Below are 19013 nucleotides of genomic sequence, written 5' to 3' on the forward strand. Positions count from 1 at the left end.
GCAATCACCTCTTTCCCGCACGCGCGAGTGACTCATCGATCAACGCGAACAACCCGTCTTCGTCGAGCGAAGCGACTTCGTGGGTCATTGGAGCCACGTTCCCTGTATCCGGCGGGCGCACGGATTCCCCATCCCCCGTAGAGACGACATGAGAAGCCAGATGCGCACTCAGCGCTGCCACCGTGGGGTAGGTCCACAGCAGGGTCGCCGGCATGGTGATGCCGAGCACGGCCTCGATGCGGTTGCGCAGCTCTAGCCCCATCAGCGAGTCCATTCCCAGGCTCGTGAGCGGCGCATCCACGTCGAGCTTGCCTTCGGGGAGGCGCAGCACCTGCGAGACCTGCGCGCGCACGACCTCCTGCAGCATTCCTGCCCGCGCGCCCGCCTCGGCGGTGGCGAGCCGTTCGAGCAGGTCCCGATCCCCGGCGAGCCGACCGAAAGCCACGCGCCGTGCCGTCACCAGCCGCGACAACCTCCGCGAAGATGCCGCCGCCGGGTAGAACTCCACCCACTGCCGCACGTCGAACGGCATGACCCCGGCCTGGGTGCGATCGCCGTCGAGCAGACGCTCGAGCGCCCACTGCCCTTCGTCGGGGGTGAGGCTCCGCGTCCCGCGGGTGACCAGCCGTGCGCCGCGATTTTGCTGCCCGGCGGCCAAACCCACGTCCGCGAACAGGCCCCAGTCGATGCTCAATGCTGGCAGCCCCTGCGCCCTCCGGTGGTGTGCCAGAGCGTCGAGGAACGTGTTGGCCGCGGCGTAGTTGCCCTGGCCCGGCGAGCCCAAGAGCCCTGCTCCCGAAGCGTACAGCACGAAGAAGGAGAGCGGCGCTTCGCGTGTCAACGCATGCAGGTGCAAGGCCCCTCGGACCTTGGGCGCCATGACCGCGCGGAACCGCGCGGGGGTTTGCTGCATCAGCAGCCCGTCGTCCAGGATACCGGCCGCATGAACGACGCCGCGGAGCGGCATCCCCGACGCGGTAACCTCGCGGAGGATCCGCTCGATCTGCGCCCGATCGGCGACGTCTGCCCTCGCTACCGTGACACGCGCGCCGTGCGCCTCGAGCGCGGCGACAGCCGTCTGCTGCTCCGCGCTCACCGCACCGGAGCGGCCCACCAGCACCAGATGCCCAGCCCCCTGCTCGGCCAGCCATCCAGCCACGCTCAGACCGAGCCCACCCAGACCGCCGGTCACGAGGTAGGTGCCGTCCGCGCGGATGGCGACGCCGGATTCGCCCGGAACGCGGATCCGCACGTCCGGGTCCTCCAGCGCGAGCACGAGCTTCCCAAGATGCTGCGCTTGCGCCATTTTCCGGAATGCGTCCGCGGCCCGCGAGAGGGGGAAGATCTCTACCGGAAGCGGCTGCAACGCTCCCCGTGCGAGCAGGTCCACCACCTCCGCCAGCAGCGCTGCGACGCGCTCGGGCCGACGCACGGCCAAACCCGCAAGATCGACGGCGCTGTAGGACAGGCTCTTCCTGAAGTGAGCGAGCCCCAGCGAGCGATCTGCATAGATGTCCGTCTTGCCGAGCTCGATGAAGCGGCCGTCCGGCACGAGGGTCGAAAGGCTCGCGTCGATCGCGGCGCCAGACAGCGAGTTCAACACGACGTCGACCCCCTCGCCCTTCGTCGCGGCCAGCACTTGCTCGGCGAAGTCCAGTGACCGCGAGTCCATCACGTGCGCGATCCCCTGCTCGCGCAGCCACGCCCGCTTCTCCGGCGTACCAGCGGTCGCAAATATCTCCGCGCCGAGGTGGCGGGCGATCTGCACAGCAGCAAGCCCGGTGCCCCCCGTCGCCGAGTGGATGAGCACGCGCTCGCCGGCCCGGAGCCTCCCCAGATGGACGAGACCGTACCAGGCCGTCATGAATGCGACGGGCAGCGCGGCTGCCTGCGCGGCCGTCAGCGCCGCGGGGCGAGGTGCGACCATCCGGGCGTCGATGGTGACGTGGGTGCCGAAACTGAAGGGCGCGACGGCCACGACGTCCTGGCCGATACGAAGGCTCTCGACACCTTCGCCCATCGCGACAATTCGGCCGGAGCACTCGGCGCCCAGCGCAACCGGACCGTCCCCGGGCCCAGGGTAGATCCCCATGGCCCTCATCACGTCGAGAAAGTTGAGCCCCGCCGCCTCGACGGCGATCTCGACCTCGCCCGGGCCAGGAGGGCGCCGCTCCGTGGCTCGGAGCACCAGGTCGTCGAGCACGCCGGACCCAGCGATCTCCAGCCGGAACGGCCGGCCTTCCGCGGGCTCGATTTTCTCTCGGCAGTCGGTCTCGGGCAGCCTTCGGACGAGCCGGGCCACGCGCCGCTCACCGCCGCGAAACGCGACTTCCTCCTCGGCGTCGTCGGCCAACAGCTCGGCAAGCAGCTCCTCGACCTCTCCGTCGCGCCGCGCTGGATCGAGGTCGATCCGAGCGCAGCGCAGCTCGGCGTGCTCCAAGGCGATAACGCGGCCCAGCCCCAGGAGCGGCGCTTGCGCCACGGAGACGTCGCCGGCGCCGATGGCCTGAGCGCCGCGTGTCACGAGCCACAACCGCGGAGGATCTCGGAAGCCCGCCCCGGCCACGGCCTGCACGGTCCAGAGCACGCTGTCGCAGCCGCGCACCAGCGACTCCTCGAGGGCATCGGCGTCGAAGGGGGCGTCCGCGTCGAGCACGCCACGCTCATCGAGGCTGCCGAGGTGCACCACCGACGTCGGGGCCTGGCCGTCGAAGGACGCCGTCAAGAGTGCCTGCAACCCGGCGGCGCTCGTGCCGTGCCCTGTCGCGTGGACGACGGAATGGCCAGCTTCCGTCAGCGCCGAGTAGAGCGCAGCGCCGAGCCCGCCGCCCGAGCCGATGAGCAGCCACCGGCCCGCCGTGACCTCGGATCCGGGGACCGCGGTCGGTTCCCAAGCCGGCTCCATGAACCAGTCGTCTTCTTCGCGCCGGCGTACACCTCCCGCGAGCCGCTGCGCCACGAGCCCGGAGATCTCGGCGACGATCGCGCCCGTGCTGTCGACCACCCAAAAGTCGGTACTCCGCCGATCGGGTGTTGGCTTTCCGTGGCTCACGCTCCGCGCATGACACCACAGCTCCCCCGACGGCCGCTGGAACCACCGCAGCGAGCCGATTTCCACGGGTACCCATGGCGTCGCCTCGCCGCGGTCAGCGAAGGCGCTGCTCACGTGGAAGCACGCATCCAAGAGCGCGGGGTGGAGCCGGCACGCGGCTGGGGAGCCGGCGGCCTCGGGGAGCCGCACACGTCCCAGCGCCTCGCCCTCCCCCCGCCACAGCTCGACAAGCCCCTGGAACGCTGGGCCGTACTCGAGCCCCATCTCGGCCAGCGCCGCATAGGTAGCCGCAGCGGGTGCGCTGGCCTGAAGCCGGGCACGAAGCGCGGCCAGATCCAGCCTCGCCGGGACCTCGGCGCGCTCGGTCTGGCGCAGCACCCCGCGGGCATGGCTTCGAAAGGCAGCACGGCCGTGGCCCGGCACCCGGCTCGCAACGTGGAATTGCAGGCGGCCTGGTCGCTCCTCGGTCGCCATGACCTGCACCGCCACCGGCGTATCATCCGCGAAGGCCAGCGCCTCGGCGAGCACCACATCGCTGACCTGGAGCGGACCGTCACCCAAGGCCTCGGCCCCAGACGAAAGCGCCATCTCCAGGTACGCCGCGCCCGGGAACACGACCGCCCCCTGCACCCGGTGATCGCCGAGCCACGGCAGCCGTTCGAGATCCAGCGTCGTCTCCCACACGCGCGTGCTCCTCTGGGTCGACAGGGTCTGCATTTCACCCAGGAGCGGGTGACTACCCGCATGAGCAAAGCGGCTGCCGCTCGCCGCGCCGCCGGTCGGCGCTTCGACCCAGTACCGCTCTCGCTGCCAGGGATAGGTCGGCAGCGGCACGCGGCGGAGGCCCGCGCCGCCCGCGGAGAACAGCCGCTCCCAGCCCACCGCATGGCCGTGTACCCAGAGCGCTCCCAGCGCCTCCAACATGGACAGGCGCTCGTCCTGTCCACGCCGCAACGAGCCCACCGCGACTCCCTCCCGCTTCGTCGCCCGTCGGATCTCCTCGACCGATGTCGTCAGGATCGGATGCGGGCTCATCTCCACGAACAGCCCATGACCGCCTTCCATCAACGATTGCACCGCTTCGGCGAAGCGCACCGGCTGTCGAACGTTGTCCGCCCAGTAGCTCGCCACGAGCTCCGGGCCCGCCACGATCGTGCTCGTCACCGTCGAGCGCATCGACACGGTCGCTTGTCGCGGCTCGAGCTCGCCCAATGCTGCCAATAGCTCGTCGCGCAGCGGGTCGATCTGTGGGCTGTGGCTGGCGACGTCCACCTTGACTCGACGGCAGAACACCCCCTTTGCCGCAAGGATCGCCAGCACCTCTGCGAGCGCTGCCGGCTCGCCCGCCAGCACCGTCGATCGCGGGCTGTTGCTCACCGCCACGCTGAGCCGATCTTCGTAGCCCAGGAGCGCTGCCTCGGCCTCGGCCAGGGAGAGCTCGACGACCGCCATCTCGCCTTGGCCGCTGATCCGCCGCAGCAGCAGGCTGCGCCGGCAGATGATCGCTACAGCATCCTCGAGCGACAGGGCGCCGGCGACGTGCGCGGCCGCCACCTCGCCCATGCTGTGGCCCACCACCGCATCCGGCTCGACGCCCCACGACCGCCACAGCGCCGAGAGCGCGACCTCGATCGCGAACAGCGCCGGCTGCACCACGTCGATGCGGCCGAGCTGCGAGGTGGTCTCATCGGCCGCGAGCTCGGCGAGCAGCGACCAGCCGGCTTCGGCCTGGATCGCTCGGTCACACGCCGAGAGCGCGTCGCGGAAGACGGGCTCCTCCGAGAGGAGCTTTTGGCCCATGCCCAGCCACTGGGAGCCCTGGCCAGGAAAGACGAAAACCACCTTTGGGGCGCTGCCTGTGGAAGCGTGGCCGCGAGCCGCTGCGGGCGGCGCCTGCCCCTGCGCCGCTGTGTCGAGCGCCGCAGACAGCGCCTCGCGCGAGGTCGCCGCCACCGCGAGCCGGTACGTCATCGGGCTGCGGGTCGTCGCCAGGCTGAACGCCAGGTCGCCGAGGCCGAGCTCCGGGTGCGCAACGACATGCGCCGAAAGCCGCGCCGCCTGCGCGTCCAGCGCCGCGGCGCTCTTCGCCGACAGCACGAAAAGCTCCGCTGAACGCGCCGCTGCGGGCGCGAACGCCGCCGCTGGCGCCTCCTCCAGCACCACGTGCGCGTTGGTCCCGCTGACGCCAAACGAGCTCACCCCGGCTCGTCGCGGCGCGCCGTTTCTCGTCCATTCGATGGGTTTGGCGGCCACCTGCACGGCGAGCTCCGACCACGGAATGTGCGGATTGGGCGCGTCGAAATGCAGGCTCCTCGGGATAAGCCCGCGCTCGAGCGCCAGCGCCACCTTGATGACACCGGCCACGCCCGCCGCAGCCTGCGTATGTCCGATATTGGACTTCACCGACCCGATCACGAGCGGCCGGTCCGAGGGTCGCCCCTGTGCCAGCACGGCGCCCAGGGCCTGCACTTCGATGGGGTCGCCCAACGTCGTGCCGGTGCCGTGGCACTCGACGTAGCTGACGTCCGCCGGAGCCAGCCCCGCCTGCTCCAGGGCCCGACGGATCACCTCTTGCTGCGACGACCCGTTGGGCGCCGTCAGCCCGTTGCTGCGCCCATCCTGGTTCACCGCGGTGCCGCGGATCACCGCCAGGATCGGATCCCCATCGCGCTGCGCATCGCGAAGCGGTTTGAGCAGGAGCATGGCGCAGCCTTCGCTCCACCCCACGCCGTCCGCTGCGGCCGAGAAGCTCTTGCACCGTCCGTCGGGAGCCAGGCCTCGCAGCCGGCTGAACTCCACGAACGTCGCCGGCGTGAGCATCAGCGCCACGCCGCCGGCCAGCGCCACCGAACACTCGCCCCGCCGCAGCGCCTGGCAGGCCAGGTGCACCGCGACCAGCGACGAGGAGCACGCGGTGTCCACCGTCAGGCTCGGCCCCTTTAGCCCGAGCACATAAGAGATCCTGCCCGAGGCGACGCTGGCCGTGGTGCCGGTGCCCAGGTAGCCATCGAACGCCTCGATGCCGCCGGCGAGCGCAGCGTACTCCTGGTAGAAGAGCCCCACGAACACGCCGGTATCGCTGCCCATCAGCCGCTCGGGCAAAATCCCGGCGCGCTCGAACGCCTCCCAGCTCGTCTCCAGGAGCAGCCGCTGCTGCGGATCCATGGTCGTCGCTTCGCGCGGCGAGATGCCGAAGAAGGCCGGTTCGAACCGGTCGATATCGGACAGGAAGCCGCCAAAGCGTGTCGTCATCTTGCCGCGCACATCCGGATCCGGATCATAGAACGCGTCGATGTCCCATCGCTCATGCGGCACCTCGACGACGGCATCGCCGCCCTCTTCGAGCAGCCGCCAAAACGACTCCGGATCGGCCACGCCGCCTGGGAAACGGCAGCCGATGCCGATGATGGCAATGGGCTCGTCGAGGGCGACCTGCGGCGACGACTTTGCGGACGATACGCTCGGCTCGGCCACGGCCAGGACCTTATCGAGCAGCCAGCGCGTGAGCGCGTCGACCGTCGGGTGATCGAATGCCAGCGTCGCCGGCAGCGTCGCACCCACCCGCTGGCCGAGCACGTTGCGCAGCTCCACCGCCGTGAGCGAGTCGAGGCCCAAGTCCGACAGCGGCCGATCGACGGGCACGGCGCTCGCGGCGCTCCATGAAAGCACGCGCGCGATCTCGGCCTGCACGACCTTGCGCACCTCGTCGGCGCGACGCGCCTCGGGCAGCGCCCCAAGGCGCGCGGCCAATGCCCCCTGCGCCCCAGCCGCCGCATGGCGCGCCTCCGCGCGCACCAGCGCGCGCCACACGGGCGGCACTGCCGCTCCCGAAGCTTGGCTCGCCGCACGCACGTCGAGCGACATCGCCCCGAGCTGCGTTTCCGGCCGAGCCAGCGCCTGCCCGAGCAGCGCGGTGCCCTGAGCGGGCGACAGCGCTCCCATCCCATGCCGAGCGAGCCGCGCCTGCAGCGCCGCGCTGAGCCCCGCTGCCATGCCTCCGTCCGACCATGGGCCCCACGCGAGGCTCTGCGCCGCCAGGCCTTCGGCCCGCCGATGCGCGGCCAGCGCGTCGAGGAAGGTGTTGGCCGCCGCATAGTTGGACTGCCCGGCCGAGCCCAAGAGCCCCGACATGGAGGAGAACAGCACGAAGAAAGCGAGATCGTTGCCCGCCGTGAGCTCATGCAGATTCCAGGCGCCAGTCACCTTCGGTGCCAGCACCCGCGAGAAGCGGTCGGTGGTCTGCTCATCAAGCACACCATCATCGAGCGCTCCGGCTGCATGGATCACGCCCTGTAACGGCCACTCCGCCGGAACGGCCTGGAGCACAGCCTCCAGCGCATTCCGATCGGCGACATCCGACGCCGCGATCGTCACCCGAGCGCCGAGCGCTTCGATCTCCGCGACGGCTTTGGCAGCGCCCGGCGTATCCAGGCCCCGCCGACCTGTGAGCACCATGTGCGGCACGCCCTGCTGGGCGAGCCAGCGGGCCACGTGGAGCCCCAACGCTCCCAGCCCACCGGTCAGCAGTACGGTGCCCGTCGGCGCCAAGGGCGCTGCGGAGGGCGCCGGCAGCAGCACGACCTTGCCCTGATGCCGCGCTTGCGCCATGAACCGAAACGCTGCCTCGGCCTTGGTGATCGCGAACGCATGCACCGGCAATGCGCGCAGATGTCCCGCAGCAAAGCCCTCGACCACGCGCTCGAGGATCTCTCGAGTTCGATCCGGAGCGAGCTCCAGGATGTCGAATACCCGATAGCGAACACCGGGATGCGCCGCCGCGACCGCGGCTCGATCCCGTATGTCGGTCTTGCCCATCTCGAGGAACCGCCCGCCCGTCGACAGCAGGGACAGGCTCGCGTCCACGAACTCGCCGGCCAGCGCGTTGAGCACCACGTCCACGCCCCGGCCGCCGGTGACCTGCCGGAAGGTCTCAGCAAACTCCAGCGTCCGCGAGCTGGCGATGTGCGTGCGCGGCACGCCCATGGCCTGAACCGCTGCCCACTTGGACGGGCTCGCCGTGGCGAACACCTCGGCCCCTATCCATCGGGCGATTTGCACCGCGGCCATGCCCACGCCGCCGGCCGCAGCATGGATCAGCACCCGCTCGCCGCGCCGCAGATTCCCCAGGTCGTGCAGAGCGAGCCAGGCCGTCAGGAACGCAACCGGCACCGTAGCTGCCTGCGCGGGAGTCAGCCCTGCAGGCTGCCGGACCACCAGCCGCGCGTCGACCGTGACGAATCGATGCAACGTCCCCAGCGTCATGACAGCATCGCCGACCGAGAGGTGGTGCACCCCCTGGCCCACCGCCGTGACGATACCGGCACAATCTCCGCCCATCGGCCCAGCGTCGCCCGGATACATTCCCAGCACAGCGAGGACGGTCCGGAAGTTGAGCCCCGAGGCGGTTACCTTGATCTCGACCTCGCCCGGGCCAGGTGCCCGGCGCTGTGCCGGCGCGAGGCGGAGCTGGTCCAATGTGCCCTTCTGCCCAGCCTCCAGTCGATAGGATTCTGCGTCAGGGACCAAGAGCCCTTCGGGGGTTGTCGCTTTGACCAGCCGCGCTACGCGGCGCTTTCCGGAACGGAAAACCACCTGGGTCTCGTCGTCAGCGCGACCGAGCTCCCGCAACAGAACGTCAGCTGAGCGCGCGGCATCGGCCTCCGGCTCCAAATCCACCAGAGTGCAGCTGAGCTCCGGGCGCTCCTGCATCACTGTCCGGCCCAGGCCCCACACCGGCGCTGTGGCGACCTGCACCCGCTCGCCGGCCTCGACAGCCACTGCGCCCGTGGTCACCCACCAGAGGCGCACCGCGCGGTCCCTGAGCGCCTGCACCACCGAGAGGCCCTCGGCCGCCACACGCTGCGCCGCCGCCGGAGCTTCCTCGTGGGCTCCAGGTTCCCAGAGGCAGATCACACCTGCGGGAGACACCCCCGCGAGGGCCGTCTCGAGGCCTTTGGGTTCGGCGAGGACGCAGCGGTTGAGCCGTGTCGCCAGCGCCGCGGCCATCTCCGAGCCAGGCGCTGCCACCACGACCCAGCTCTCCTCGATCCGTTCCGCGGGCGCATCGGGCAAGGGCGCTTCGGGCCAGTCGAGGCGGTACAAGGCTGCCGTCGACGCGCCCGACTCCTGCCGCAGGAACGCCTCCCGCGGCGCCCGGCGGCAAACAAATCCCTCCACCTCGGCGACCACCTCGCCAGTTTCGTCGACCAGCACGAAGCTCGAGACACCGAATGCCTGCGACAGTGGCACGCCGCCACACCGCACCCTTCCAACCGGCGCCCGCCACCACCGCACCCGCTCCACGGCGAACGGCAGCGGGGGCGTGCCGTCGTCCTCCGGCTCGCGCCGGGTTGCCAGCAGGCCCACCGCAAAGCCGTTGTCCAGCAGGATCGGGTGCAAGGGCGCCACGTCGTGGGCGTTCGGGTAGGTCGGTACGAGGGTGGCAAGCGAGGCCTCCTCGCCGACGCGCCCGTCCTGCAGCCATCGCCAAAGCGGACCCCAGCCGATCCGCACCGCCGATAACCTGTCGAGGAATGCGGCGAAGTCGAGGGGCTGGATCGCGCGGTCCTCCAGCACCTCGAGACGCGGCAACGCGCCGGGCGCGCCGTCTGTCGGCTGCACCCGACCGCGGGCATGGGTCGTCCATCGGCGTTCGGTCTCCGGCGCCGCCAGGGTCGCCAGCTCGAACAGGTAGCCATCCCCGGCAGCTTCGGGGGTGAGCACGGCGTGGAGCTCGACCTCCTGGCCGGGATCCATCGCGATCGCCTTCAGGAACTCCACGCCTGTCAGCTCGATCGCCCGATCGGGCCAGCGCTCGGCGGCGATGCTGAGGATCACCGCGACATGAAAGGCGCCGGGCACCACCACCTTGCCAAACACGAGGTGATCACCGAGGAAGGGCTGATGGCGTGGGCCGATCGACAGCACGTGGTGCAACACAGCGCCGGGCATGCAGAGCCCGACACCAGCCAGCGGCCAGCGACCTGCGATCCCTGCAGGCGCGGCGCTTCGCGGGGTGAGGTCCATCCAATGGCGCTCACGCTGCCATGGATACATGGGCAGAGCCACGCGGCGCGCGCCATCGGGGAACACGCCCTTCCAGTCGAGCGCACCCCCCCAGGCATACCAAGTCCCGAGCGCCGCGAGGACCACCTCGCATTCCGAGCGGTCCGCGCGTAGCGACGGCACGAGGACCGCGTCCGCTTCCCCGAGGCACGCTGGCAATAGCCCGAGCAGGACCGGCTTCGGGCCAATCTCGACGAACGTGGCGGCACCCGCGGCATGCAACGCCTTTGCCCCGTCGCCGAAGCGCACGGCGCTTCGCACATGCCGGACCCAATACTCGGGCGTGGCGATCTCGGGGCCTGCGACGCGGCCGGTGACATTCGACACCACCGGGCGGTCTGGCGCGCGGTACGCGATCGTCGCAGCGACCCGCTGGAAGTCTTCCAGCATCGGATCCATGAGCGGCGAGTGGAACGCATGGGAGACGGCGAGCCTCTTCGTGCGTATCCCACGCGCCGCGAACGTCGCGCCGAGGGCGAGCACCTGTACCTCGGCGCCGGCGATCACGACGGCGTCAGGACCGTTGACCGCGGCGATCGACACCGTGGCGGCGTGGGGTGCCACGGAGGCGGCCACCTCGGCCTCGGACGCTGCGATGGCTACCATGGCACCGCCGGCGGGCAGCGCCTGCATCAGCCGCCCGCGCGCGGCCACCAACCTCACCGCGTCTTCGAGCGAGAACACGCCCGCCACGCAGGCGGCGACCAGCTCGCCGATGCTATGACCGAGCAGTACGTGCGGCTCCACGCCCCACGAACGCCACAGGGCAGCCAGCGCGTACTCCAGCGCAAAGAGAGCCGGCTGCGCGTACGCGGTCTGATCGAGCCGCGCCGCCTGAGCGAGGCCCGGCGCAGCCCACATCACCTCGCGCAGAGGCTGGTCGATCTCCCGATCGAAGAGCGCCACGCACCGGTCGAACGCCTCCCGGAACGCAGGCCACGCCTCGTACAGCCCACGGCCCATGCCCGGCATTTGCGCGCCCTGTCCGGTGAACAGAAAAGCCAACTTACCGCGTGAGGACACGGCCTTGCCGCGCACCGCGCCCTGCGGCGTCTGCCGCTGCGCCGCGGCGTCCAGCGCGCCTCGCAGGGCCTCGCGCGAGGTCGTCGCGATGGCGAGCCGGTGCTCCATCGGGCTGCGCGTCGTCGCCAGGCTGAACGCCACGTCGCCGAGGCTCAGCTCCGGGTGCGCGGACAGGTGCGCCGAGAGCCGTGCCGCCGCGGCGTCCAGCGCGGCCGCGCTCTTGGCCGATAGCACGACCAGCTCCACCGGTCGCGCCGGCGCCGCGGGCGCCGGCTCCACCTCCGGTGCCTCCTCCAGCACGACATGCACGTTGGTTCCGCTCAACCCGAACGCGCTCACGCCGGCGCGACGCGGGCGTGCGCCGCGCCCCCACGGCACCGCCTTACGTGGCACCGCCACCGGCAGCGTGTTCCACGGCAAGTGCGGGTTGAGCTCCCCCAGCTCCGGCTGGGCCGGGATCTGCTCGTGCCGCAGCGCAAGCACGGCCTTGAGCAGGCTGGCCAAGCCAGATGCCGCCTCCAGATGCGCGACGTTGGCCTTGGCGGCCCCCAGCACCAGCGGTCGGTCCCCGGAGCGCCCTGGACCATACACCTCGCTCAGCGCCTGCACCTCGATCGGGTCGCCCAGCGCCGTCCCTGTCCCGTGACACTCCACAAAATCAACGTCGACCGGAGACACGCCTGCTTGCGAAAGCGCCTGGCGCAGCAATGCTTGCTGGGCGGGTCCGTTGGGCACGGTCAGCCCGCTGCTCGGGCCGTCGTGGTTCACCGCGCTTCCCCGGATCAGCGCCAGGATGGAGTCGCCGGCGCGCTGCGCATCGCGCAGCCGCTTGAGCACCACCACGGCGCACCCCTCGCCCCGCGCGTAGCCGTCCGCGTCGGCCGAGAACGTCTTGCACCGCCCGTCGGGCGAAAGCGCGCGCATCCGTGAGAGCAGCACGAAGGTCTCCGGCGCGAGCAGCACGTTGACCCCGCCAACCAGCGCTTGATCGCACTCGCCCAGTCGCAGGCTCTGGCAGGCGAGGTGCAGCGCGACCAGGGATGACGAGCACGCCGTATCCATGGCCAGCGTCGGGCCGTGCAGACCCAGGAAAAACGACAGCCGTCCAGCCGTAACGCTGAGCATGTTCCCGGTGCCGCCGTACAGCCCTGCCGCTCCGTCGGTGAAGCCTCGCAGCCGCTGCGTGTAGTACTCATTGGGCCCCGCACCCACGAACACCCCGGTGGGGCTATCTCGCAGCGTATCCGGAGCGATACCCGCGCTCTCGAGCGCCTCCCAGCTTACCTCCAGGAGCAACCGCTGCTGCGGGTCGAGGCTCATCGCCTCGCGAGGCGAGATGCGGAAGAAGGTCGCATCCAATCTCTGCAAATCGCGCAGGAAGGCGCCTTTGGTCACGTAAGTCCGGCCTGGGATCTCCGGATCAGGGTCGTACCAGTCCGCCGCATCCCACCGGTCGGCCGGCACCTCGGCGCTGACCACCACGCCCTCGGCCAACAGCTGCCAGTAGGACTCCAGGTCCTCCACCCCGCCCGGGAAGCGGCAGGCGGCTCCCACGATGGCGATGGGCTCGTCTGACGCCAACGACCGAACATGCTGGGTGTCGCTGCGATCCTCCAGCTTCAGTACATCGACGAGCAGATGCTCCACCAGCCGCTGTACCGTCGGATGATCAAAGGCCAGCGTCGTCGAAAGCCGCACGTCCAGCTCAGCCTGAAGGAGGTTGCGGATCTCCACCGCCATCAACGAGTCGAGGCCCTGCTCATTGAACCCCATCCCAGGATCGAGCGCGCTCGGGTCGAGGAAGCCCAGCACCCGAGCGACGGCCCCATGGACGATCTCGTGCAGAGCCACGCGGGCTTCCGCAACGGACAGGCCACGCCAGTTCCGGGTTGCTGCCGCCGGAGGGGAAGGCGCGATGATGTCGCGCCCTGCGACCAGCGCCGAAAGCAGGTTGCGACGCCCTCGAGCGGTGTACACCGGCGCGAAGCGCGCCCAGTCCATCCGGGTCACCGTGCGCTGAGCCGCGCCGGTCTCCACCAGGCGCTGGAGCGCCGACAACGCTGCCGACGTCGACATGGGCAGAACCCCGATGTCGCTCAGACGTGCATGAGCCTCCGCGTCCGCCATGCCTCCCTCGGCCCACAGACCCCACGCGACGCTCAACGCGGGCAGCGATTGCGAACGCCGATGATGCGCGAGCCCGTCGAGGAAAGCGTTGGCCGCCGCGTACGCACCCTGGCTATGGCTACCCCACACCGCTGCGCCCGACGAGAACAGCACGAACAGGTCGAGAGGCCGGCCGTGCAGCAGCCGGTGCAGCAGCCAGCTGCCGACCACCTTGGGACGAAGCACCGACTCGAGCAGGGTCTCGTCCGTCTCCGCCAGTGGACGCATGACGCTGACGCCAGCGGCGTGCACCACCCCTCGCAGCGGGGGCTCGACCGACGAGACCAGCGCTGTCATCGGTTCGACGTCGGCGACGTCCACCGCTGCGACGGTCACCCGTGCACCCCGGGCCTCCAGCGCCTCGACCGCTGCGATCCGCGCGCGGATCTCAGGCGGCTGCCGCTCGCACCACGCCTCCCGGTCGGGCAACCCGCGCCGGCTGGTCAGCACCAAGTGCCGCGCTCCCAGCTCCACCAGCCACTGCGCCACGATCAGGCCGAGCCCACCGAGGCCTCCCGTCACCAGGTAGCTCGCCTCCGCAGACAGCGACGCCGGTGCCGCTTCCCCCCGTGGCGGGGCGGCCACCAGCCGTGCCGCGTGCCGGCGCCCATGGCGGAAGGCGAGCTGGTCCTCGGTCTCCTGCGACAATAGCTCGGTGACGAGCATCTCGCCGTCGATCGGGCTGGCTTGGGGCGGGCTCGCTCGGGGATCCAGGTCCACGAGCCCGCCCCAGGCCCCGGGACGCTCGAGCGCCGCCACCCGGCCCATGCCCCATAACGCCGCCTGACAAGGGGCGATCGCAGGCTCGTCGCCAACGATGCATGCCCCCCGGGTCACGACCCAGAGTCGGGGCGAACAAGACACGGTGCTCAGAAACCGAGCCAAGCCGAGCACCGGCGCGGTAGCACGACGGGTCGCGTCGCCGATCTCATCGATCGACGCCTCCGCGCCGACGACGGCGTCCAGACCCCACAGGTAGAGCACTACCTGCCAGTCGTTTCGGCCGCCGGCAGCCTCGGTCACCAGCTCGGCGGTCGCGGATGTCTCTGCCGGCGCATGGAGCACGACGCATGGAATTCCACGTGTCGACAGCGCTGCAGCGACCGCCTCGCCGACTCCACCCCTATCAGCCAACACCAGCCAGCTCCCACGGCTCACCTCCTCTGATTTTTGGAGGTTGCGAGGTATCTCCGGCCAGTCCACGCAATAGAACCAGCCTTGGGTGGGATCCGCGGCTGCGTGGCGGCGGCTGGGAGTGTCGATGTCGGGCCAGTACCGCTGCCGCTGCCACGGATAGGTCGGCAGCGGCACCCGCCGCCCAGCCGTGGGGAAGACGCCCGGCCAGCTGACCGAGCCGCCGCCGGCCCACAGCCTGCCCAGCGCCTCGAGCACCCCCGCAGCCTCCTCGCGCCCGGCGCGCAACGACGCCAGCAGCGTCGTCTCCGCCTCCGGCAGGCAAGCTGGCAACAGCCCGAGCAGCGTCGGCTTCGGGCCCACTTCGACGAACGTGCCCGCGCCGGCTTCGTGCAGCGCCTTCACCCCGTCCGCGAAGCGCACCGCCTCCCGCACGTGCCGCACCCAGTACCCCGGCGCGCTCAGCTCGTCCGCGACCACCTTCCCGCTCAGGTTGCTCACCAGCGAAACGCTTGGCCGCCGGTACGTCACCGACGCCGCCACCCGCCCGAACTCCTCCAGCATCGGTTCCATCAGCGGCGAGTGGGACGCGTGCGAGACATGCAGCCGCTTGGTGCGCACGCCGCGCGCCGCGAACCCCGCCGCGATCGCCTGCACCGCTTGCTCCACGCCCGCGATCACCACCTGCTCCGGCCCATTGACCGCCGCGATCGACACCCACGCCGCGTGCGGCGCCACCGCCGCGGCCACCTCCGCCTCCGGCGCTCCGAGCGACACCATCGCGCCGCCCGCCGAGAGCCCCTGCATCAGCCGCCCGCGCGCCGCCACGAGCCTCACCCCATCTTCCAGCGAGAACACCCCCGCCACGCACGCCGCCACCAGCTCCCCGGCGCTATGCCCAGCCACCAGCTCCGGCTCTACGCCCCACGACCGCCACAGCGCCGTCAGCGCGTATTCCACCGTGAAGAGCGCGGGCTGGGTGAACGCCGTCTGGTCGAGCAACAACGACTCGGCGCTCCCCGCCTCCGCCCACATCACCTCGCACAGCGGGCGGTCCAGCTCCCGGTCGAACAGCGCCACGCACCGGTCGAACGCCTCTCGGAACGCTGGCCACGCCGCGCAAAGCCCCCGGCCCATGCCCGGCGTCTGCGCGCCCTGTCCGGTGAACAGGAACGCCAGCTTGCCGCGCGACGAGCTCGCGATGCAGCGCGCCGCCCCCGGCGGCGTCTGCCCCTGCGCCACGGCCGAAAGCGCCGCCAGCAGCCCCTCGCGCGAGGTCACCGCCACCGCGAGCCGGTGGTTCATCGCGCTGCGCGTCGTCGCCAGGCTGAACGCCACGTCCCCGAGCCCGAGCTCCGGGTGCATGTCCAGGTGCTCGCGCAGCCGCGCCGCCTGCGCGTCGAGCGCCCCCTCGCTCTTGCCCGACAGCACCAAAAGCTCCGCCGAGCGCTCCGGCGCGGCAGGCCCCAGCTCCACCGCCGGCGCCTCTTCCAGCACCACATGCGCGTTCGTTCCGCTCATCCCGAACGAGCTCACCCCCGCGAAGCGCGGACGGTCCGTGCGCGGCCACGGCACCGCTGCGCGGGCCACCGCCACCGGCAGCGCCTCCCACGGCAAGAGCGGGTTGAGCTCGCCCAGCTCCGGCTGGGCTGGTATTTGCTCTTGCCCCAGCGCGAGCACCGCCTTGAGCAAGCCGGCCAGGCCCGCCGCGGGCTCCATGTGCCCAAGGTTGGCCTTGGCGGCTCCCAGGATCAGCGGTCGGTCCGCAGGGCGGGCTTGCCCGTACACGTCGCTCAGCGCCCGCACCTCGATCGGGTCGCCCAGCGCCGTCCCGGTCCCGTGGCATTCCACGAAATCGACGTCGGCCGGAACCACCCCTGCGTGCGCGAGCGCCTGGCGCAACAGCGCCTCCTGGGCAGGGCCGCTGGGCACTGTCAGCCCGCTGCTCGGGCCATCATGATTGATCGCCGTACCCCGGATCACCGCCAGGATGGAGTCGCCGTCGCGCTGCGCGTCGGAGAGCCGCTTGAGCACCACCACGGCGCAGCCCTCGGCCCGCGCGTAGCCGTCCGCGTCGGCCGAGAACGTCTTGCACCGCCCACCGGGCGAAAGCGCGTGCATCCGTGAGAGCAGCGCGAAGGTCTTCGGCGAGAGCAGCATGTTGACCCCGCCAACCAGGGCTTGGTCGCACTCGCCCCGTCGCAGGCTCTGGCAGCCGAGGTGCAGCGCCACCAGCGACGAGGAGCACGCCGTATCCACAGCCAGGGTCGGCCCGTGCAGGCCCAGGAAAAATGACAGCCGTCCCGCCGCAACGCTGAGCATGTTGCCGGTGCCGCTGTAGAGCCCCGCCGCCTCATCGGCGAGGTCCTGCACCCGCTCGGCATATTCGTTGGGGCCCGCGCCCACGAACACGCCCGTGGGGCTCTCGCGCAGCGCCGACGGGTCCTGGCCCGCGCGCTCGATCGCCTCCCAGCTCACTTCCAGCAGCAGCCGCTGTTGCGGGTCCAGGCTCATCGCCTCCCGAGGCGAGATGTGGAAGAACGCTGCATCGAACGTCTCCACCTCGCGCAGAAAGCCACCCCTGGGCACGCAGGTCTGTCTCTGTGCCTCTCCCGAGCCGGGGACGCGCCCGTCTGCCCCATTCCACCGGTCGGCCGGCACCTCGGTGCTGACCACCACGCCCTCGGTCAACAGCTGCCAGTAGGACTCCAGGTCCTCGACCCCGCCCGGGAAGCGGCAGGCGGCACCCACGATGGCGATCGGGTCCTCTGTCGCCGGCAACCGAGCGCTTCGCACGTCGGTGCGGTCCTGCAGCTCCAGCGCCTGGCTCAGCAAGTATTCCACCAGCCGCTCCACGGTCGGATGGTCGAACGCCAGCGTCGCCGACAGCGGCATACCCAGCTCCCCCTGAAGCCGTTTGCGAATCTCCACGGCCATCAGGGAGTCGAGGCCCTGCTCGGCGAAGCCTCGTCGCACGTCGAGCGTGCCCTGGTCGGTAAAGCCCATCACCCCGGCGACCACGCCGCGCACAAGCTCGTAGAGCGCCGAGCGGGTCTCCACGACAGACGCCTTACGCCAGCGCTCTACAGCTGGCACGGCCGAGGAGGAGGTCGCTTTCGTGGCAGTTACCAGCCGATCCCAGAAGCGGCCTCGGCTCGCGTCGCGCGGAGCCGCTCCCGCATGGGCCCAATCCATCTGGATGACCACGCGCTGCGTCGCGCGCGTACCGAGCAGCCATTCCATCGCCGCCAGGGCCCGACTCGTCGGCATCGCCCAGATTCCCGATGCCTCGTGTTCCCGGCGCTGCGCCTGCGAGCCCATCCCCCCCTCCGCCCACAGGCCCCAGGCGATGCTCAGGGCGGCGAGCCCCTGCGTTCGGCGGAGGTCCGCCAGCGCGTCCAAAAAGGCATTGCCTGCCGCGTAGCTGCCCTGGCCGATCGAGCCGAAGACGCCCGACGCCGAGGAAAACAGTACGAAGAGGTCCAGCGGCTGCTCGCGGGTAAGGGTGTGCAGCACCCATGCCCCCTCCACCTTGGGGCGCAACACCCGGGCGAGCCGACCAGCGTCCTGGTGGGCCAGCAGCCCGTCGTCGAGCAGACCCGCGGCGTGCACTACCCCCCGCAGCGGCGGCTCGACGGCCGCCAAGAGCGCCGCCATGCCTTCGGCATCGGCCACGTCGACCGCCGCCACGGTGACCCGCGCGCCCTGCGCCTCCAGCGCCTCGACCGCCGCAATGCGCGCGCGCACCTCTGGCGGCTGATCTCGGCCCCATTCCGCGCGGTCGGGCAATCCGTGCCGGCTGCTCAGCACAAGGTGCCCCGCCCCGCGCTCCACCAACCACCGCGCCACGAGGAGGCCAAGGGCGCCCAGCCCACCCGTCACCAAGTAACTCCCCTCGGCGGACAGCGATACCGGCGCTGCGTTTCCCTCCGGTGGGGCGGCCACGAGCCGCGCTGCGCGCCGGCGCCCCTGGCGGAATGCCAGCTGATCCTCGGCGTCCGGCGAAAGCAGCTCGGCCACCAGGCCCTCGACCTCGGTCGGGCTCTCCTCCGGATCCAGGTCCACGAGCCCGCCCCAGGAGCCGGGATGCTCCAGCGCCGCGACCCGGCCCATACCCCACAGCGCCGCCTGACAGGGGGCAGCGTCAGGCTCGCCGCCCACCGTGCAGGCCCCTCGGGTCACGATCCAGAGCCGGGGTGAGCGCGGCCCCGTGCCAAGCGCCTGAATCAGCGCGAGCACCGGCGCCGCGGCAAGATGGGTGACTTTGGCGACCTCTTCGGCCGATGCCCCCGCCTCCACGACGGCGTCCAGACCCCACAGGTACAGCACCCCCTGCCAGTCGTTGCGGCCACCGAGGGCCTGGGTCACCTGCTCGGCGACCGCGGAGGCCTCGGCGGGCGCATGGAGCACGGCGCACGAACATCCCTGCGACGAAAGCGCCGCCGCGGCCGCCTCCCCGACTCCACCCCGGTCGGCCAGCACCAGCCACCCGCCGGACCGGGCTCGCCGCGAATCCACGGATGAGCGGGGCATCTCGGGCCAGTCCACCCGGTAGAACCACTGCGCCAGCGCA

At 71.1% G+C, this 19013-nt stretch carries 1 protein-coding gene (cut by a window edge); it reads right to left on the reverse strand.

Annotated elements, in window-relative coordinates; all coding sequences use genetic code 11:
• Positions 1 to 4: 4 nt before the first annotated feature.
• Positions 5 to 19013 carry the 3' portion of a type I polyketide synthase gene (locus NQZ70_RS25865; RefSeq protein WP_165374165.1) on the reverse strand. It continues 2765 nt past the right edge of the window, so only the last 19009 of its 21774 coding nucleotides appear in the window; its start codon lies off the right edge, out of view — the gene reads right to left on this strand; it ends in the stop codon at positions 5 to 7.

The sequence above is a fragment of the Sorangium sp. So ce836 genome (assembly GCF_028553905.1).
Classification (GTDB): Bacteria; Myxococcota_A; Polyangia; order Polyangiales; family Polyangiaceae; genus Sorangium; species Sorangium cellulosum_D.